Annotated in this window: 18 protein-coding genes; 9 read left to right on the top strand and 9 right to left on the bottom strand. The window is 59.4% G+C overall.

All coding sequences use genetic code 11. From position 1 onward, the window contains the following. Positions 1-110 precede the first annotated feature (110 nt). Both betA and ADB02_RS10395 read left to right on the top strand, forming a co-directional pair. The gene (gene betA / locus ADB02_RS10400) at positions 111-1850 is read left to right on the top strand and encodes a choline dehydrogenase (RefSeq protein WP_049190994.1); all 1740 of its coding nucleotides are present in this window, start codon (positions 111-113) and stop codon (positions 1848-1850) included. 109 nt (positions 1851-1959) lie between these two features. Next, positions 1960-3066 carry an NAD(P)H-dependent flavin oxidoreductase gene (locus tag ADB02_RS10395; RefSeq protein ID WP_049190991.1) on the top strand — a complete coding sequence of 369 codons (1107 nt, stop codon included), beginning with the start codon at positions 1960-1962 and terminating at the stop codon, positions 3064-3066. Positions 3067-3181: 115 nt separating this feature from the next. Here ADB02_RS10395 and ADB02_RS10390 read toward each other — a convergent pair whose 3' ends face one another. The 6 genes from ADB02_RS10390 to ADB02_RS10365 all read right to left on the bottom strand — a co-directional run bounded on the left by ADB02_RS10390 (position 3182) and on the right by ADB02_RS10365 (position 9302). After that, positions 3182-4378 carry a globin domain-containing protein gene (locus ADB02_RS10390; protein WP_049190990.1) on the bottom strand — a complete coding sequence of 399 codons (1197 nt, stop codon included), beginning with the start codon at positions 4376-4378 and terminating at the stop codon, positions 3182-3184. Between the two features lie 191 nt (positions 4379-4569). Next, positions 4570-5043, bottom strand: a complete 474-nt coding sequence (locus ADB02_RS10385) for an RrF2 family transcriptional regulator (protein ID WP_049190987.1) — start codon at positions 5041-5043, stop codon at positions 4570-4572. Positions 5044-5155: 112 nt separating this feature from the next. Further along, the gene (locus ADB02_RS10380; protein ID WP_049190986.1) at positions 5156-6991 is read right to left on the bottom strand and encodes a phosphoenolpyruvate carboxykinase (GTP); all 1836 of its coding nucleotides are present in this window, start codon (positions 6989-6991) and stop codon (positions 5156-5158) included. Positions 6992-7290: 299 nt separating this feature from the next. Continuing rightward, on the bottom strand, positions 7291-7716 hold the full coding sequence (locus tag ADB02_RS10375; protein WP_049190983.1) for a DUF6802 family protein: 426 nt from the start codon (positions 7714-7716) through the stop codon (positions 7291-7293). A gap of 33 nt (positions 7717-7749) precedes the next feature. Beyond that, positions 7750-8778, bottom strand: coding sequence for a hypothetical protein (locus ADB02_RS10370; RefSeq protein ID WP_049190980.1), 1029 nt, complete (start codon positions 8776-8778; stop codon positions 7750-7752). Continuing rightward, positions 8760-9302 (bottom strand): hypothetical protein, encoded by a 543-nt coding sequence (locus ADB02_RS10365; protein WP_049190977.1) that lies wholly within the window; start codon positions 9300-9302, stop codon positions 8760-8762. The genes ADB02_RS10370 and ADB02_RS10365 overlap by 19 nt, the downstream gene beginning before the upstream one ends. A 323-nt stretch (positions 9303-9625) precedes the next feature. Between ADB02_RS10365 and trmB the strand changes: the two genes are divergently transcribed. The 7 genes from trmB to ADB02_RS10330 all read left to right on the top strand — a co-directional run bounded on the left by trmB (position 9626) and on the right by ADB02_RS10330 (position 16198). Beyond that, entirely contained in the window at positions 9626-10474 is an 849-nt protein-coding gene (gene trmB, locus ADB02_RS10360) for a tRNA (guanosine(46)-N7)-methyltransferase TrmB (protein WP_224784268.1), read from the top strand. Between the two features lie 4 nt (positions 10475-10478). Next, positions 10479-11162 carry an NYN domain-containing protein gene (locus tag ADB02_RS10355; RefSeq protein WP_049171810.1) on the top strand — a complete coding sequence of 228 codons (684 nt, stop codon included), beginning with the start codon at positions 10479-10481 and terminating at the stop codon, positions 11160-11162. Positions 11163-11221: 59 nt separating this feature from the next. Then, positions 11222-12265, top strand: a complete 1044-nt coding sequence (locus ADB02_RS10350; protein WP_016421635.1) for a lysylphosphatidylglycerol synthase transmembrane domain-containing protein — start codon at positions 11222-11224, stop codon at positions 12263-12265. Between the two features lie 62 nt (positions 12266-12327). Beyond that, a complete protein-coding gene (locus ADB02_RS10345) occupies positions 12328-12699 on the top strand; it encodes a DUF3054 domain-containing protein (protein WP_049171813.1) in 372 nt (123 codons plus the stop codon). An 87-nt stretch (positions 12700-12786) separates the two neighbouring features. After that, positions 12787-14313, top strand: coding sequence for a peptide MFS transporter (locus ADB02_RS10340; protein ID WP_016421637.1), 1527 nt, complete (start codon positions 12787-12789; stop codon positions 14311-14313). Positions 14314-14549: 236 nt separating this feature from the next. Further along, complete coding sequence (locus tag ADB02_RS10335; protein ID WP_016421638.1) at positions 14550-14819, top strand: ACT domain-containing protein; 270 nt, start codon at positions 14550-14552, stop codon at positions 14817-14819. 14 nt (positions 14820-14833) lie between these two features. Continuing rightward, positions 14834-16198, top strand: coding sequence for a PFL family protein (locus tag ADB02_RS10330; RefSeq protein ID WP_048734261.1), 1365 nt, complete (start codon positions 14834-14836; stop codon positions 16196-16198). 18 nt (positions 16199-16216) lie between these two features. On the opposite strand, the gene ADB02_RS10325 is transcribed toward ADB02_RS10330, so the two are convergent. The 3 genes from ADB02_RS10325 to ADB02_RS10315 all read right to left on the bottom strand — a co-directional run bounded on the left by ADB02_RS10325 (position 16217) and on the right by ADB02_RS10315 (position 18415). Next, positions 16217-16774 carry a TM2 domain-containing protein gene (locus tag ADB02_RS10325; protein ID WP_049190975.1) on the bottom strand — a complete coding sequence of 186 codons (558 nt, stop codon included), beginning with the start codon at positions 16772-16774 and terminating at the stop codon, positions 16217-16219. Positions 16775-16997: 223 nt separating this feature from the next. Continuing rightward, a complete protein-coding gene (locus ADB02_RS10320) occupies positions 16998-17921 on the bottom strand; it encodes a cutinase family protein (protein ID WP_049190971.1) in 924 nt (307 codons plus the stop codon). Between the two features lie 5 nt (positions 17922-17926). Then, positions 17927-18415, bottom strand: coding sequence for a DUF732 domain-containing protein (locus tag ADB02_RS10315; RefSeq protein WP_049190969.1), 489 nt, complete (start codon positions 18413-18415; stop codon positions 17927-17929). Between the last annotated feature and the right edge of the window lie 26 nt (positions 18416-18441).

Raw genomic sequence — 18441 nt, 5'->3', positions numbered from 1 at the left:
TATATAGGGCCTGCCTTTAAATATTACTTGGGGCTTATCGGGGCTTATCGCAGTCCTTGAAAACCATTCCGATATGCATCGGCAAACAACCTACGGAGGTACACCAGAACATGGGAGCTTTCCCGGCTGTCTTCAACTTCGGTAAAAAGAATGGCAACACCACAGTCGAACACCGCGACGTCGTCATCGTTGGCGCGGGCTCTGCCGGCTCTGTGCTGGCTAACCGGCTGTCCGCAGACCACACTCAGCAGGTGCTCGTACTCGAGGCCGGCCGCATGGACTCCCTCTGGGATCTCTACATTCACATGCCTTCGGCGTTCTCCTTCCCAATCGGTAACAAGTACTACGACTGGAAGTACGAATCCGAGCCGGAACCGGAGATGAACGGTCGCCGCATCTACCACGCCCGCGGCAAGGTCGTCGGCGGCTCCTCCTCCATCAACGGCCAAATTTACCAGCGCGGTAACCCCATGGACTACGACAAGTGGGGCGACACCAAGGGGCTGGAGAACTGGGGCTGGAACCACGTTCTGCCGTACTTCAAGCGCATGGAAAATGCGCTCGGCTCCGACAAGGACGACCCGCGCCGTGGCCACGACGGCCCACTGCGCATGAAGCGCGGTCCGGCCGATTCTCCGCTGTTCAAGGCCTTCTTCAAGTCTGTCCAGCAGGCCGGCTACAACTACACCCCGGACGTCAACGGCTACCGCCAGGAGGGCTTCGGTCCCTTCGACGCGAACATCGACAAGGGCCGTCGCCTCTCCGCTGCCCGCGCATACCTGCACCCAGCCCTGCAGCGTCCAAATCTGGAGCTCCGCACCCGCGCAGAAGCCACCCGCATCCTCTTCGAGGGCACCAAGGCCGTCGGCATCGAGTACACCTGGAAGGGTCGTACACACCAGGTGCGAGCAGACAAGGTCATCCTCTGCGGTGGCGCTTTCAACTCTCCGCAGCTGCTCGAGGTCTCCGGCGTTGGCGATGAGAAGATTCTGAATGCCGCCGGAGTGAACGTCGTCAAGCACCTGCCTGGTGTCGGCGAGAACCTGCAGGACCACCTGGAGGTCTACATTCAGTACAACGCCACCCAGCCGGTGTCTTCACAGCCGTACCTGGAGAAGTGGCGTTGGCCGTTCATCGGTCTGTGGTGGATGCTCACCCACAAGGGCCCGGTGGCAACGTCGCACTTCGAGGGTGGCGGTTTCGCGCGCTCCAACGACAACGAGCCCTACCCGAACCTGATGTTCCACTTCCTGCCGCTGGCCATGCGTTACGACGGCACAAAGATCGATAGCCCGCACGGTTTCCAGTTCCACGTTGGCCCGATGTACTCGGATGCCCGTGGCCATGTCCACATCACCTCCTCGGACATCAAGGTCAAGCCGTCGATTCTGTTCAACTACCTGTCCACTGATCAGGACCGCCGTGAATGGGTCGAGGCTGTCAAGGTCTCCCGTAAGCTGCTGGACACCCCGGCAATGAAGGAGTACACCGACGGCGAGATTTCCCCGGGCGCAGATGTGCAGACCGACGAGGAAATCCTCGAGTGGGTCCGCAGGGATGCCGAGACCGCACTGCACCCATCCTGCACCTGCAAGATGGGACCGGCCTCCGACGAGATGGCCGTGGTCGATCCGGAGACCATGCAGGTTCACGGCACCGAGGGCCTCTACGTGGTTGACGCTTCGGTCATGCCGGGCATCACTAACGGCAATATCTACGCACCGACCATGATGATTGCCGAAAAGGCCGCTGACCTCATCGCCGGCAAGACTCCGCTGGCACCGCAGGACATCCCGTTCTACCGCGCCGGCCAGGGTATGCCGCTGGATCCGCCGGAGAGCAATAAGTAGTTCTTGAGGCGGTAGCGGGTAGCGCGGAGTCTATTGCGCAACGCCGTTCGTCGGCATTGGCCGGGTTCTCCCACATAGGGGAATCCGGCCTTAGTGTTACTCTCGCCCTATGAGCAGCACAACCTCGCAATCACCCGAAAACCTACGACGCTCATCAATCATCTTGGCACCGATGGCCGGTGGTCCATCCACGCCCGAACTCGTCGCTGCAGTTTCCAATGCTGGTGGGGTTGGCACGCTTGCCGCCGGCTATCTCACTGTTGAAAAGCTCACTGAACAGGCACGGCAGACGTGCGCACTGCTTGACGACGGCAAAGGTTTCGGCATTAACCTCTTCTGCCCCAACACGGCTGACGCCGGTGGCGGAACCTCCGAGGAGGGGCTTGCGCAGTGGACCACGTTTCGCGGCCACTTAGCACCGGCAGCAGACCACTTCGACATCGACTTGCCCGATGCTCCGACCTGGTCAGATGACTACTTCTCGGCGAAAGTCGAGGCAATTCTCGCTGATGATTTTCTGCCCAACCCCGATGCGCTGGAGTTCGTCTCCTTCACCTTTGGCTATCCAGATAAAGAGGTCATTGCTCGGGTAAAGGAATCTGGCCGCAAAGTGGTGCTGAATGCGACCTCAATTGAGGGGGTGCGGGCGGCGGCTGCGGCTGGCGCTGATCGCATTGTTCTGCAGGGATTAGCTGCGGGTGGACACCGCGCATTCGTGAAGGGCAAGGACTCGTCCGACAACATTGGGGCCTCTGTAGAAGAGCTCGCCCAAGCAGTCACCGAGGCGAGTACAGTTACCGATGCACCCATCATCGCCGCTGGTGGGGTGGGCCACCGAGAGGACGTCGTCAAGCTTTTGGGTGCTGGTGCGACAGCTGTACAAGTTGGCACACGGTTCCTCACCACCGCAGAGGCGGGTACGAAGGAGACGCACCGACGGGCATTGCGTGAGCTCACGGAGCGCGGCACCGTTTTGACCCACGCCTTTTCCGGCAAGCCCGCGCGGGCAATTGAGAACACGTTTACCCGGGAGTTTTCTAGGGTCGCGCCGGAACTTTATCCGCAATTGCACTACTTGACCACGCCAATCCGTGGTACCGCGAATCAGGCCGGCGATCCAGAATATCTCAACTTATGGGCGGGTATTGCTTTTTCTCAGTGCGAGAACCAAACTGCGGGCGAGGTTGTTGCGGAGCTTTCCGGCTCAGCCGAGTAATACGAAGCCACCGAAGCTACAAACAGCACAATGACCAGCCCCGGGCATACATCGTGGCTGGTCATTCGGCTTTATTTGTGACGATGGCTTTTATGCCGACGGCGCAGTTGTGGCGTTAGGCGTCGAGCAGCCAATCGTTCGGGCTGAACAGCTCGAAGTGAATGTTATTGCGATTGACGCCACGCTTGGCAAGCTGATCACGCACGGCCTGCAAGAAGCCATTGCCACCGCAGAGGTAGAACTGCGCCCCCTCCGGCAGGTCAACATCGGTCAAATCCATCAGATCCGGCTCGTACCACACCTGCTGGCGGGCATTGACCAGTGCAGAGACTGCGTTATTGCGTTCTGCGCGCAGTGCGTCGGTGTTCTCGGCGCGGTCCGCGTGGAGGACGACAACATCACGCTTAGAGTCGGCGGCCACCAGGGCATCCAGCATGCCGATCATGGGGGTGGCGCCAATACCTGCGGAAATGAGCACTACCGGGTCATCGGACTTTGTATCCAACACCAGGTCACCTGCAGGCAGAGAAATTTCGATGGCATCGCCCGGCTGCACCTTTTCCCACAGCTGTGTGGAAACTTCGCCAGCCGGCAGGTCCTCGGAGGCATCGACACGACGAACCGCGAAGGTCAGAACACCTTCCTCGCCGCCGACCAGAGAGTATTGCCGTAGCTGGCCGGCGCCGTCCGGCATGGTCTGACGCACAGAGATGTACTGTCCCGGGAGGTAGGAAACGGGGGTTTCGTCGTCAAGCTTGACGGAGAACACTGCGACGTCATCACCGCGCTCTTCACGGGAGACGACATGAGCGGCGCGGAAGACATCTCCTGCTTCGACACCGAGGTCGTCATAGAGCCCCTTCTCGAAGTTGATGAGAACGCGCTGCATCTCCAGGTAGACGGCATCCCATGCGTCGCGGACAGCCCCCTGAAAGACCTCTGGGGTGAGGATTTCCTCGATGGCATCGAAGAGGTGCTTGTGTACGATTGGGTACTGCTCCGGCTTGATGCCAACGGAGATGTGCTTGTGGCCGATGCGGGAAAGCAGTTCTTCCGGGGCGGGAGCATCTGGGTCGACCAGGGTAGCTGCGAAGGTAGCGACGGATGCCGCCAGCGCCTTCTGCTGAGCACCTTGCTTCTGGTTGCCGCGGTTGAAGGTATCGGCAATGAGCTCTGGGTGAGCAGCGAACATCCGATTGTAGAAGTTCGGCGTGATCTTCTCGATGTTGGCACCGACGACGGGCAGGGTTTGAGTGACGATTTCAGCCTGCTCTGGAGTCAGGCCGTTCTTGTTAACATTCAGGTTTGGCATGACTTCACAATAACACCATATTGCGCATTCTGTTTGCGTATTATTGCCCAATGGGGTCCATAACTACTCTTTGTGGTTGAGTTTTACCCGTCTTGAACTGCACAAATGGCAATGTCGAAAACTTCACCAGAAAACTTCGACGGCACCATTTTTAGCTTTTTCAACCCGCGGTCAGACCTTCAGCTCTGCACCTAAACCGGACGAATATTGAGCTGGGTACTCCCCTGCGGACCGTCTCCCTCGGGGCGATTGGCATCCACACCATTAGCCGATTTGGGCGGAATGAGATCAGCAATCAACACCGGATCCAGTGCGGCGAAGAACGCCTCCTGCGCAGCCGCTAACTTGCCACGCAACAGGCACGTCGGCAGTAATGGGCAGTCAGTGCCGACACAATCGACGACCTCGTTGTTTTCCAGAGTGCGCAGCAGCTTGCCGACGGATTTTTCCGTAGCCGACTCGCGCAGATAGATGCCACCATTGCGCCCCTTGACCGCTTCCAAGAAGCCGAGCTCCACAAGTCGCGAGACGACCTTGGAAACATGCGCGCGAGACGCATTGAGAGACTCCGCCACCTCAGCAGCGGTGTACTTCCGTCCCGGCTCCCCCATCGCCATCAAAGTGATGACACGCAGGCTCAAATCAGAGAAAAGCGTTAATTGCATTGCGTGTCACCCTTCATCGTTGTACTGCACAAACCACCCCCTTGCCAGCCACTTCGGGCAACAAGGGGGTGGTTCTATGTTCTAGCTTTTAGCAAGGCTAGCTAGCAAGATCTTAGTCCTGCAGGCTCTTCTCGATACGAGCCTTCAGAGCCTCGAACTCGTCCCAGACTTCCTGCGGAACGCGGTCGCCGAGGAACTTCAGCCACTCCTCGTTGTCCGGCAGGTCACCCTGCCACTTAGCAGCCGGTGCCTTCAGGGCTTCCTTGACATCTTCAAAGTCGATGTCCAGGCCAGTCAGGTCCAGGTCCTCTGCCTTAGCGGTGTGACCAACAACGGTCTCCTTGGCGCCAACACGGCCCTCAATGCGGTCGATGATCCACTTGAGAACGCGAGAGTTGTCACCGAAGCCCGGCCACAGGAAGCGGCCGTCTTCGCCGCGGCGGAACCAGTTGACCAGGAAGACCTCTGGCATCTTGTCGCCGCCCTTGACACCCATGTCAATCCAGTGCTGCAGGTAGTCACCGACGTTGTAGCCAATGAACGGCAGCATTGCCATCGGGTCATGGCGCAGGGAACCGACCTTGGCCTCAGCGGAAGCAGCGGTCTGGCCGGAAGCCAGGGTTGCACCGATGAAGGTTGCGTGGTTCCAGGACAGTGCCTGGGTCACCAGCGGCACAGTGTCCGGGCGGCGACCACCGAACAGGATGGCGTCGATCGGGACACCCTGCGGATCGTCGTACTCCGGTGCGGCGACCGGGCACTGCGAAATCGGGGTGCAGTAACGGGAGTTCGGGTGCGAGGACAGCTCGTCGGAATCCGGAGTCCAGTCATTGCCCTTCCAGTCAATGAGGTGCTCCGGCTTGCCTTCCATACCTTCCCACCAGACGTCACCATCGTCGGTCAGCGCAACGTTGGTGAACAGGGTGTTACCGGCCTCCATGGTCTTCATGGCGTTCGGGTTGGAGGAGTAGTTGGTGCCCGGTGCAACACCGAAGAAGCCGTTCTCCGGGTTAACAGCGTACAGGCGACCGTCCTCACCGAACTTCAGCCATGCAATGTCGTCGCCGACGACCTCGGCCTTCCAGCCCTCGATGGTCGGAGTCAGCATAGCCAGGTTGGTCTTACCACATGCAGACGGGAATGCAGCGGCGATGTGGTAGGCCTTGCCCTCCGGATTAGTGAGCTTCAGGATGAGCATGTGCTCAGCCATCCAGCCCTCTTCCTTGGCCATGACCGAAGCGATACGCAGTGCGTAGCACTTCTTGGCCAGGATGGCGTTTCCGCCGTAGCCGGAACCGTAGGACCAAATCTCCTTGGTCTCCGGGAACTGGGTGATGTACTTCTCATCGTTGCACGGCCATGCAACGTCCTCCTGGCCCTCCTCCAGCGGAGCGCCAACGGAGTGCAGAGCGTGGACGAAGTCTCCGTCCGGGCCAATCTTGTCCAGGGCATCCTGACCCATGCGGGTCATGATTCGCATAGAGAGAACCACGTACTCCGAGTCGGTCAGCTGAACACCCAGCTTCGGCTCCGGGTCGGTGATCGGACCCATGCAGAACGGAACGACGAACATGGTGCGGCCCTTCATGGAACCGCGGTAGTGCTCGGTCATTTCCTTCTTCAGCTCGACCGGATCCGCCCAGTTGTTGGTCGGGCCAGCGTCCTCTTCCTTTTCAGAAGCGATGAACGTGCGGGACTCCACACGAGCAACGTCCTTCGGGTTAGAGCGGGCAAGGAAAGAGTTCGGGCGCTTTTCCTCATTCAGCTTGATAAGAGTTCCCTTATCAACCAGGTCCTGGGTAAGGCGGTTCCACTCTTCTTCCGAGCCATCAGCAAAGACAACCTTGTCTGGCTGGGTCAGTTCTGCGACCTCAGCAATCCAGCGCAGCAGTTCGGCGTTCTCGGTCGGGGCCTGGCCCTCGAGACCAGGAATAGAAGGTGCGGACATCAGTTCTCCTGACTCATTGATTCGCGTCTTGATTTAAGGCTACCGGGGGATACCGAAAGTTGCCGGGCCCCACATCGACAATCGACTCGCTCCCCCATTTTGAAAGCCGTTACATCACGGCTTTACAACAAAAGATTTTCCCCGTCCCATTCTTGCGACCTGTTCATTTACGGCTATAACCAGCGAATAAGGCCAGCCTTACCGCACAAATTCACAACCATTAACCCTTTGACTGCAGTTACCCCCATTTGTAAGCAACTGGGACACGGGTACCCCCGTGCACAGCGTTCCCAAAGTCGTTAGTTCCAGCTGCCCCGGGCCGATTGCTCCCAGGAGTACGCATCCCACTTCCCCGCCGCTGGTGTCGCTTCCACTGCCGCTTTGCCAATCGCGTCAGCAGCCCTGACATCATCGCTGCTCCAGGACTCCCAAGTACCGTCAAAACGGACCGTCGTCACGTGATCCACCGCGCCGTCACCGTCCAAATCCGAATAGATTGACAACCCGGAATCGTCGGCAAGCGTAATCGACCCTTCGTCATCACCGAGGTCGTAGAGCTGTCCATCGACCTCCACGACCAGCCCGGCGTCGCCAATACCCGCCGACTGCCCATCAATCGGCGTCGCCGCCTCCAACCCACACGGCGTAGCGAGCGACCGGGCGTCCGTCCCACCATCGGACGCAGGCTGTTCGGAAAAGTACTGCAGTAAAGAAAACTCATCCATCGTAATCTCCCCTATCTCTCCTGGCTGTCACGGCTATCTAGCGGACGTTCCGCTGTACTCCGCCAGCTGTTCTATTCGCCATCCCGGCCCCCGCGCACCAAGGGCCTCTCGCACCGCCACCTCCGCGGACTGCGTCCATCTTCGCCGCAGGTGGGCAAGGTAGTTTGCCCGCCACTGTACGGTTCGTTGGCGTGCGTTACGACGAATCGTTGCGCCCACCGCCACCACCGCAACACAGAGACCTATTGCAAGTGCGACCAGCTGCGCCGCAAGCATCGGCACCCCAATCCACATGAACAACCCGTGGACAATCCGCACTACACCGACCGCCACGCCGAGCGATGCCACCGCAACCAGGGCTTCCATGACATAGCTGGGGCGAGTCGGACTTTCTGGAGCGGGCACCGAGATTTCCACGCAAAGCCCCAATTCATCACCGCACCGCTGTTGCAGTCGCGCCGCTGCGTCCTCGGCACGGCCCTGCAGTTCCGCTTGGCCACCTGCGGGTTCATCAGCCACTTCCTGCAGTGCATCCCGCACCGCGCTTTCAGCTGCCAACTGCATCTTCCGCTGCAATCGCGCCGCCGCCCCGGCTCCGCGCGATCGCTCCTGTGCCAGCTGAGCTCGCACGTTTCGAACCCGGCGCACGCTCAGGGTTTCCCCCGAGTTTCTGGGCGGCCCTTCTGCCAAAAGAACCAGGGTTCTGGCCATCCTCTCGTCCAGCGCTCCCATTGGAATTGTGCTGTCGATTTCCTGGCGCCAGGCCTCGGCATGCTCGCCATTGCCAATCAGACCTACTGCAACGCGGCCGGTGGCCTGACTAATTGCTGCAACCGTGCTGACGCACTCCCGTGTTGGCTGCACCTCGCTGTCTGCGACATAGAGCACGACAGCGCTGCGTTTATCCACAAATTCCAAGCGACGTGACGGCACTGCAGTGTCAACGACCTGCGAAAAATCCGCGCGGTCTGCAGCGGTACCAGCCTTGGTGACAAGGAGCGGTGGCTGCTCAGACCCCTCCGCCGAGACCGGGCGTGGCTCAACTACGTCCGGTGTTGCCATAGCAACTCCTCCAGGCTGTCTCTAGCCGCGGGAAAGGCTGCCGCGATCTCAGTCAACTGCACTGCGAGTAGCCCGTCATCATTGCGTGATCCGCCTTCCGCACCGAGGCGTTCGGCAATCTTCCGCAACGCGGAACTGAACAAAAAGGTGTGTTCAGCTGTCTCGTTTGTGGTGATGTCGCAATACTCGTCGGCAAGCGAATGGCGAATCGGTTGTTGCTCGATGACCAGCGCGACAGGGGCGGACAGCTTGTCGGCCAGCTCCGCGTGACATTGCGAAAATGCCTCGCGCACAGCGGTTTCACGCACGCCCCTGCGCAATCGCGCGCAGATTATCGGTGGCCGTTTCTCGCGCTCAAGCGCCTTGGCGACGCACACCTCCGCGCCGCTCGTGTTAGCGGTGTCCGAGTGCGAGGCCTGTCGTGATGACAGCCAGTCCACCACGGCAGCGCGCAACGACGACGATGTAGATCCCGTTGACGGCTGTGTTGTTTCCGTGACATCAGTTGCGGAAATAAGGTCCATCCGGCCTAGTCCCCTCCCATAAATCCCCTGCGTGGTTTAGTTAAAACCTGCGTAACCCCCATACGGCCCGTGAGCCAGATTCCGCGCCCTGAAACGCTGCGCTAGGCAGACCCCAAGCACCGCTTCAACAAACGAATAAGCGCGGCTTCGCGTTCAGCCTACAGCGGACCGCGGATTCGGCAAGTCGACAAAACAACTCGCCCGCCGTGCCACCAACTCAGGACGACGCGGCATCGCCTACCGGTGTGAAACCGCCAGGACAACAACAAAAATCCTAGGGGCAATGATTGGATAGTTGGCCGATGTCATGGACAATAGGGAACGTGACTACTTCTGATTTTTCTGAAAATATCGAACAGCCTGCGGTTTCGCAGCAATCTGAACCATTGCCAACTCGCGCGGACGAGCAGGCGGAACAACCGCATGAACGCCAGCCGAAGAAGGGCGAATTGCCTGCAGGTCGTCCGGAAAAGACCCAATTCGACGATGGTCTTGACTACCCGCGCATCGGCAATCTGTCCTTCCGCCGCGGCACTTTGACTCCCAACCAGGAAAAGATCTGGGAAGACAACTGGGACACGTACGGCAAGGTCCTCTCCGACGAAGTCATTGACGTGGAGGAATGGTTCGGCCGCAAGGGACCGACCATCGTCGAGATTGGCTGCGGCACCGGCACGTCCACCGTGGCTATGGCTCCGCAAGAACCGGACCACAACATCATTGCCGTTGAGCTCTACCGCCCTGGCCTGGCGAAACTGCTCTCCGCCACCGTGCGCAATGAGGTGTCGAACATCCGCATGGTCCGCGGCGACGGCGTTGAGGTTTTGCAGCGCATGATCGAGCCGGAGTCGCTGGCCGGCGTGCGCCTGTTCTTCCCGGACCCGTGGCCGAAGGCACGCCACCACAAGCGCCGCATTGTGCAGTCCGGTACGTTGCGCCTGATTTCTTCGCGTCTGAAGCCCGGTGGCATTTTCCACGCCGCCACCGACCATGCGGACTACGCAGAGTGGATTGAGGAACTCCGCGAGGTCGAGCCGACGCTCGAGCCTATCGCCTGGCCCTGGCCGGAATCCCCCATGCTTCTCGACCGACCGACGACCAAGTTCGAAGCCCGCGGCCTGAACCTCGACCACGACATCCACGAGTTCATCTGGCGCAAGAAAGAGGCATAGGAACATGAGCACTACCCAAAACACCTCTGCCAGCTACAACACCACTGAGACGCACCCGACCGCACTACTCGTGTGGGACGCCCCGAACTTGGACATGGGGCTCGGCGCCATTTTGGGATCCCGCCCGACCGCCGCACACCGCCCGCGCTTCGACGCCGTGGGCAAATGGCTTATCGACGAAGCCGAGCGCGTATCCCACAACATCGGTTCCGATGTCCTCCCCGAGGCCACGGTGTTCACCAACGTCAACCCGGGCTCAGCGGAGATTGTCCGCCCCTGGGTCGAGGCTCTGCGCAATGTCGGTTTCGCGGTCTTCGCAAAGCCGAAGATCGAAGAGGACACCGACGTTGACCCGGACATGATTGCGCACATCCAAAGGCGTTACGACGAAGGCGTGTTGCGCAGTGTCGTCGTTGCGTCCGCCGATGGCCAGAATTTCCAGGAGCTGCTGGAAAAGCTCGCATCCGAGGGGATTCGGGTAACCGTCATCGGTTTTCACGAGCACGCTTCCTGGGCGCTGGCCTCCGATGCGATTCGCTTCGTTGACCTGGAGGAAATCAAGGGCGTCTTCCGCGAGCCGCTACCGCGTATCGATCTCGACCGCCTGCCTGATGGCGGTGCGTGGCTGCAGCCGTTCCGTCCGCTCACGTCGTTGCTCAAGGAGCGCGACGGCAAGAACGACGACTAGGGAGACCACCGCGGCGACGTCTAGGGAGACGAACAGGAAGACGAACAGGCTTCTTATTTATGTCACGACTTAAAAAAGTCCTCAAAACCGGCAATTCGAGCTGGCTACGATCGATAATCCTCGTGGCCCTCGTGATTGCCGGTATCGTCCTGACGGTAAGAAACTGGGACAGCGTCGTCCAGGGGCTCCAAATCCTTGCGGATGTCGACGCTAAGTGGCTGTTCATCGCCATTTTTTCCGTGGCTTTTTCGCTCTACGCGATGGCGGAAGTGATGCGTCTGCTGTTGCGAGCTGGAGGCGTAAAAGCAGCCACTCGCCGTAGCACCAATGCGCTAACCCTCGCATCCAACGCGTGGGCGGTCACCGTTCCCGGTGGTGCTGCATTCTCCACGGCGCTACAGATTAAGCGCATGATGCAGTGGGGCGCATCCGCGGTCCTTGTCAGCTGGTTCGTGCTTTTTTCGGGCGCGTTGTCGTTTTTAGGTCTGGCATTTCTGGGGCTTGGCAGCCTCTTCTTCGTCGGACAGGGTGGCACGACCGCGGTGCTCATCGCTATGGCAATTGCGGTTTTACTAGCCACCATTTTGCTGTGGCGGATTTCGCAGAACCCGGCTTTTCTCAACAAGACAGGCGCGTGGTGTCTGCGTGTCTTTAACAAGATTCGAAAGAAGCCCGCGGACACCGATGTCGACCGACTTGAAGAGTCCGTCAAACAGCTGACCAGCGTGAAGTTGCCCGTGCAAACTTTGGCTCTTTCCTTCACCTGGTCCTTTATCAACTGGGTCGCGGAAATTGTCTGTCTCTACGCCGCCATCCGTGCCGTTGGTGTCGATGACATCTCCGCTACGAAGGTGCTGCTGGCCTTCGTAACCGGCAAGCTCGCTGGTTTCATCCAGGCCACACCGGGCGGCATCGGCACTGTCGAGGCCGCTTTGACCGCGGCTCTCATCGCAGGCGGCACCACCGGCGCCGAGGCCTTTGCAGCGGTGCTGGTCTACCGCATCGTTTCCTTCGTCCTGGTGGCAATTGTGGGCTGGATTATCTACGCCCTCGGCTTCGACCACAAGGATCAGCCCGAGCATCAGCCAGTCGCTGACCGCTAATGGCTTCCTCGCCGCTGGTCGCTGGTCCCCCACCAATCTGAGGGGTCGCTAGACTAAGAAGCATGAACACACGCGTATCGACGTTCTTGATTGACATCCTCGCCATCTTTATTTTCGCCGTGTTAGCGCGCCTGGCTCACAACACTCCCGAGGATTCTTTTACCTTCATCAATATCCTCGATACCTGGTGGCCGTTCGCATTCGGTGTCCTCCTGGGCACCGCGCTGATTAAGAACGAGCCGAACCCGCGTGCAGTGAGTTCAGGCGCAATTGTGTGGCTCGGCACTGTCGTCGTCGGCCTAGCTGTGTGGGCCACCCGCAATTCGGCAGTCCCGCACTGGTCCTTCATTCTGGTTGCCTCAGTCATGAGCGCCTTGCTGCTGCTGGGTTGGCGAGCAGCGTCGAATGCGGTTGCTCGTAAGTCTCTGGACTAAGCCTTTGGCCCCGTTCCTAACCCTTCGATTTAGTTCACTGACTAAATCTGGTTTTTAATTTTTGCACTCCGCCTCGATAATTGAAGAATGGACAAATCTTCAGACGAGGCTCTCGGCAATCAACCAACTGCTGAGACCCAACGAACTCATAACCCCGCAGGGTCCAGCGAAGACCGCACCTTCATGGGCCAACCGTGGGGTCTCGCCAATCTCTTCGGCATCGAAATGTGGGAGCGCTTCAGCTTCTACGGCATGCAGGCCATCCTGGCTTTCTACATGTACTACGAGACCACTCAGGGCGGTCTCGGCCTGGACAAGGGTGCTGCTACCTCTATCGTCGGTGCTTACGGCGGTCTTGTCTACATGGCCGCACTCGTTGCCTCTCTGGTTGCTGACCGTATCCTTGGCTCGGAGCGGACACTGTTCTACTCCGCCATCCTGGTCATGTTTGGCCACATCTCCTTGGCATTCATCCCCGGCGTGATTGGCCTGGCTATTGGCCTTGTCTCCATCGCAATCGGCTCCGGCGGCGTGAAGACCAACGCACAGGTCGTGCTGGGTCAGCTCTACGCAAAGGACGACCCGCGTCGTGACGCCGGCTTCTCCATCTTCTACATGGGCGTCAATATCGGTGCCCTGTTCGGCCCACTGCTCACCGGCTGGATCTGGGGAATGAAGGGCTTCCACTGGGGCTTCGGCCTGGCCGCTATCGGTATGGCTGCCGGTCTGATTCAGTACATCCTGATGCGCAAGTCCACCATCGCCGAGGCTGGCCATGAGATTCCGAACCCGCTGCCGAAGAAGCAGTACCCGGTATGGATTGGCATCGCAGTGGTCATCACTGTTGTCTCGGTTACGCTGGTTTCCACCGGAATTGTTCCGGTCACGACTCTTTCCACTGTGGTCACAGTGATTGCACTGATCGCCGCTGTGGTGCTGTGGTGGCAGATGTACTCCTCGCCACTTACGACGAAATCGGAGAAGACTCGCCTGGTCGGCTTCATCCCGATGTTCGTCTCAGGCGTGCTGTTCTTCGGTATCTTCCAGCAGCAGTTCACGGTGCTGGCCATCTACTCGGACATCCGCCTCGACCGCGAGATCTTCGGTTGGGAAATGTCCCCGGCCTGGATTAACTCGATCAACCCGATCTTCATCATCGCCTTCTCGATGGTCTTTGCAGCCGCCTGGTCCAAGCTTGGTGACCGCCAGTGGTCCACCCCAGTGAAGTTCGGTGTCGCCAACATCATCATCGGTATCTCGCTGTTCTTCTTCATCCCATTCTCCGGTGGCGGTGAGAACTCCACTCCGCTGTATGCGATTATCTGGATTCTCTTCCTGTTCACCATGGGTGAGCTCATGCTGAGCCCGGTCGGCAACGCCCTTGCTACCAAGGTCGCTCCGGCAGCATTCCCGTCGCGCATGATGGCCGTCTGGCTGATGGCAGTCGCTATGGGTACTTCACTGGCAGGCACCCTGGCCGGCTTCTACAACTATGAGGATGCCGCTGCTGAGAACACCTTCTTCATCACCCTGGGTATCGCCTCGGTTGTCTTGGGCTTGATTCTGCTCGCCCTGCGCAAGTGGATTGTCAAGGAGTTCGTCGACGTCCGATAGGGCTGGCTCCGTAAGGCTTGCCCCCGCTCTGGCACAGCCCACGCTCACGCCCCTCCCCTCCTCCTCACTTCACGACACCTATGTCACCTCATGCCGCCTCCACAGATGACACGAGGTGACATAGGTGTCGTGAAGTGTTTTTGGGCGGCCCTGAACATGCTTCGCCACAAACTCGCCACCAGCACAACCGCCATCCACAGATTTTCCCCACCTCCCCACCGGCTAAAATTGAGGCCATGTTTGCCATCATTACCGTCACCGGCGAGGATCACACCGGCATCATCGCCGCCGTCACCACTGCTCTGGCGGAGCAGGACGTCAACATCGTCGATGTTTCCCAGACCCTCATGGATAAATGGTTCACCATGATCCTGCGGGTGGAGTTCAACGAGAAGGCCACCCCTATCAGCACGCTGCAGGGTTACATGGATTCCGTCGGCAAGCGGGAGGGGCTTGTCATTCGAATCCAGTCTGAGGCGCTGTTCAACGCCGTCAACGAGATTTAAAGGGCGCGACCAGGATGGATTTCAACTTCGCGCAATCTAAGTTCCTCGACACCATTGACATGATCGAGAAGTACCGTCTGGATATCCGGACGGTCACCATGGGCATTTCCCTGCTCGAGTGCTCTCGCTCTGAAATGGAAGCCACCGCACAGGCGGTGTATGACCGCGTAACCAGGCAGGCCGCTCGCCTCGTGGAGGTCTGCGAGGGTATCGAGGCGGAGCTGGGCATTCCGATCGTCAATAAGCGCATCTCCGTCACACCAGTTTCCCTCATCACGGCCGGTTGCGAAGGCGATCCCACAGTGGTTGCCAAGGCGCTCGACCGCGCCGCCCGCGATTCTGGCGTGAACTTCCTCGGCGGCTACTCGGCGCTCGTCGAAAAGGGCGCGACCACCAGCGAGAAGTGGCTCATCGACTCCATTCCCCACGCTCTGAGCGAGACCGAATTGGTGTGCAGTTCGGTCAACGTTGCGTCGTCACGCGCGGGCATCAACATGGATGCAGTGCGACGCATGGGCGAAGTGGTGAAGGAAGCTGCGGCGCAGACCGCCGACCGCAGCTCGATTGCCTGCGCAAAACTGGTGGTTTTCGCCAATGCGGTGGGTGACAACCCCTTCATGGCCGGCGCGTTCCACGGTGTTGGAGAGCCGGATTGTGTCGTGTCCGTCGGCGTTTCGGGTCCGGGTGTGGTCGATCGCGCGCTCGGCGATCTGCAGGGCGCCAGCTTTAACGAAGTCGCCGAGGAGATCAAGAAGGCAGCGTTCAAGATCACACGCACGGGTCAGCTGGTCGGCACGATGGCGTCGGAGCGCCTGGGCGTGCCTTTTGGCATCGTGGATCTCTCGCTCGCGCCGACCGCCGAGATGGGCGACTCCGTCGCTCATATTCTCGAGCACATGGGGTTGGAGCAGGTCGGCACGCACGGCACCACTGCCGCGCTGGCACTGCTTAACGACGCCGTCAAGAAAGGCGGCCTGATGGCGTGTTCACGCGTCGGTGGACTGTCCGGGTCGTTCATTCCGGTCTCTGAGGACAAGGGCATGATTGATGCTGTGCGCGCGGGGTCGATCAGCATGGACAAGCTGGAGGCGATGACCTCTATTTGCTCGGTGGGCTTCGACATGATTGCGATTCCCGGTGACACGCCTGCGACCACGATTTCCGGCATGATTGCCGACGAGGCCGCCATCGGTGTGATGAACCACAAGACCACCGCCGCCCGCCTCATTCCGGTGCCGGGTACCAAGCCGGGCGATGAGGTGAACTTCGGTGGTCTGCTCGGATATGCGCCGGTCATTGATGTCAATGCCAAGGGCAATGCCGAGTTCATTGCCCGTGGCGGCTACATCCCCGCCCCGGTGCACGGGTTCAGGAACTAGCGGCTTCGGACGAGGCTCCTACGATTGCAGGCGGCGCCCATTTGCGTCATAGGCGTAGGAGCCGCTACCGACGAGAATCAAAATGAACTCGATAAATGCCCAAATGCTGACGCCGATGATTAGGAAGAAGCCAACCAGGAAAATGGCGGTAATCCAGCCGAATACCGTCAGTGCTAGCTGAATAGCACCACGTGAGTTGTGCCCCAGGTAGAAGTTGTGCACACCGAGGGTACCCAGGAAGAAGGCAAGCAGAGCCGCTGCAATCTTGGACTTATCCGAGACAGGAGCACCTGCGCCTCCGTAGCCCTGGTGCGGGTTTGGGCCACCGAATCCAGCGGAATACGCCGGTGCCTGCTGGTTTGGGTAACCACTCTGATACGGGTTCGAGTACCCGTTGTGGAAATTGTGCTGGCTCGGGTCCTCATAGCCCAGCCCCATGTTCGGCTGCTGCGGTGGGTACGAATCCGAGTACGGCATACCGGAACTGTAAGCACCCGAGCTGTCAGCGAACTTTCCCCGGGACCTCGGCATACCGTCTTCGTCGAAATCTCCATATGGGTTTGTCGGATTCGTCATTGCACCCTACCTTTTCGACTAGATTATCCGGTCATGAACAGCAGTTCCTTGGGGCGATAATAACCGGTTCTGTCAGACTGCTTCCTGCAATTTTTGTCAATTTCTTTCGAAACTTTAGCGAACCTGTTGTTTTGAAACGTTAAACACCAGTTCTTGAGCAAGATTCTAACAGCAAGTACCCGTCGAGGTCGGGCGCGTCTCGCACATTTTTGAGCTGCCTCGACTACCGCGCCAGCGATTGTTCAATCAGTTCGCGAGTCCAGCCCTCAGTCCAGGCCAGCGGAGTCGTACCCGGGATCGCTACGTCATTCGTGGCGTAGGTTGCGTGCGCACCCGCGCCCGCAATCATCTCCTGCGCTCGCGCAATCGCATCAGCCACTGCCGGAGGAACATCACAGAAGGAATCCGATGGCACGCAGACATTCTGAACCTTGTCATTAAGAGGCCCAAAGCCGTCTCGTGGACCGCGCATCGTTGCGCCCGGAACCACAGCCTGCACAATGCCGCCGAGGGGCTGCAATGACAGCTCGACACCCACACCAGCCAGCGGAACGCCCTGGTTCACGCCCTGATTAGGGTCACGCCGCGGGTCGCCCAACAGAGCCACGCCCGCGATGCGCTCGGCCGGGACCACACCGCGGCCGTTGCCGATGTCAGAGGCCAAATCACCTGCAATAGCCGCACCCTGGGAGAAGCCCATCAGGACGAAGTCCGTCAGCGGGCACTGCCCGTGTAAGTCAGCCATTTCCTTAGCGGTGACATCGCGCCCGACTGCCTGCGAATCATCGTAAGTGAGTTGGTCGGGCAGCTGATGCGTCTTGATCTGTGCCGGGTACGGCGTAGTCCAGACCTTGACATCGCCCTCCGAGTAGGACTCCGAAATCGAGTTCGTCAGGCCAAGCAGCAGCGAATGCGGATTCGCGGTCGGGGCCATCGGATCGTCGTCAGCACGCGATTCCGCAGTTCCGGGCACCGCGATAACTTCTACCGCCGGGCACCACTCGGGCTGTTCGGCCAGAATCCCACCATCGTCGCCGGGGGTCGGTGGGGTTTGACCGCCTTGGTCGTCGTTAAGCCATTGCACTACGCCGAAGCCAATAGCGGCCACCAGCACAATGACCGCCAGAATTGTCAGCACTTTACGCATGAGTGCTAGCAATACGCCTTTTTAGCGGAGCTTGCAATAGTCTTCGCCACTTCTTCGGCGCTTTCCTGTGAGCGCCCCTGTGCGACCAGCTGTCCGGCAATCGCCAGCGCGATGACCTGACGCTCCTCCTCCGGTGCGTCTGCGCATGCCGCGCGACCTGTGCCGATGAGCTGATCCTCCACCCCAGCAACATCAATTCCCGCTTTTTCCAGCGCTTCGAGGTATGAATCGTCCGCCTCACTGAGCTTCATCTGCCCATCGGGCGCTTCGTCCACGCGCTTAGCTTGGGGATCTGTGATCTCCGGCGCAGACTTTTCGCTCGACTTCGGCGCAGAAGTCTTCGTGCTTGACGACGTCGTGGAGGTCTTCGTAGTCGTCGACGAGGTGACCTCCGAAGATTCCACTGTGGAACTGCCACAGGCGGCCACTCCGAAGGTCAGCAGCGCAACAGCTGTGGTTGTAGCCAGTGTCCGGAAGGACTTGTTCATGGACATTTGTCTATCCCTTATTCAGTGCCCTG

This window comes from Corynebacterium sp. 212_CJEI, from assembly GCF_001055915.1.
Taxonomy (GTDB): Bacteria; Actinomycetota; Actinomycetes; order Mycobacteriales; family Mycobacteriaceae; genus Corynebacterium; species Corynebacterium jeikeium_D.
Note: the sequence above shows the minus strand (reverse complement) of the source record. Positions and strands in the feature narration are given on the sequence as shown.

Coding starts and splice junctions, on each gene's coding strand:
- betA (WP_049190994.1), top strand. CDS start 111: ATGGGAGCTTTCCCGGCTGTCTTCAACTTCGGTAAAAAGAATGGCAAC.
- ADB02_RS10395 (WP_049190991.1), top strand. CDS start 1,960: ATGAGCAGCACAACCTCGCAATCACCCGAAAACCTACGACGCTCATCA.
- ADB02_RS10390 (WP_049190990.1), bottom strand. CDS start 4,378: ATGCCAAACCTGAATGTTAACAAGAACGGCCTGACTCCAGAGCAGGCT.
- ADB02_RS10385 (WP_049190987.1), bottom strand. CDS start 5,043: ATGCAATTAACGCTTTTCTCTGATTTGAGCCTGCGTGTCATCACTTTG.
- ADB02_RS10380 (WP_049190986.1), bottom strand. CDS start 6,991: ATGTCCGCACCTTCTATTCCTGGTCTCGAGGGCCAGGCCCCGACCGAG.
- ADB02_RS10375 (WP_049190983.1), bottom strand. CDS start 7,716: ATGGATGAGTTTTCTTTACTGCAGTACTTTTCCGAACAGCCTGCGTCC.
- ADB02_RS10370 (WP_049190980.1), bottom strand. CDS start 8,778: ATGGCAACACCGGACGTAGTTGAGCCACGCCCGGTCTCGGCGGAGGGG.
- ADB02_RS10365 (WP_049190977.1), bottom strand. CDS start 9,302: ATGGACCTTATTTCCGCAACTGATGTCACGGAAACAACACAGCCGTCA.
- ADB02_RS10355 (WP_049171810.1), top strand. CDS start 10,479: ATGAGCACTACCCAAAACACCTCTGCCAGCTACAACACCACTGAGACG.
- ADB02_RS10350 (WP_016421635.1), top strand. CDS start 11,222: ATGTCACGACTTAAAAAAGTCCTCAAAACCGGCAATTCGAGCTGGCTA.
- ADB02_RS10345 (WP_049171813.1), top strand. CDS start 12,328: ATGAACACACGCGTATCGACGTTCTTGATTGACATCCTCGCCATCTTT.
- ADB02_RS10340 (WP_016421637.1), top strand. CDS start 12,787: ATGGACAAATCTTCAGACGAGGCTCTCGGCAATCAACCAACTGCTGAG.
- ADB02_RS10335 (WP_016421638.1), top strand. CDS start 14,550: ATGTTTGCCATCATTACCGTCACCGGCGAGGATCACACCGGCATCATC.
- ADB02_RS10330 (WP_048734261.1), top strand. CDS start 14,834: ATGGATTTCAACTTCGCGCAATCTAAGTTCCTCGACACCATTGACATG.
- ADB02_RS10325 (WP_049190975.1), bottom strand. CDS start 16,774: ATGACGAATCCGACAAACCCATATGGAGATTTCGACGAAGACGGTATG.
- ADB02_RS10320 (WP_049190971.1), bottom strand. CDS start 17,921: ATGCGTAAAGTGCTGACAATTCTGGCGGTCATTGTGCTGGTGGCCGCT.
- ADB02_RS10315 (WP_049190969.1), bottom strand. CDS start 18,415: ATGTCCATGAACAAGTCCTTCCGGACACTGGCTACAACCACAGCTGTT.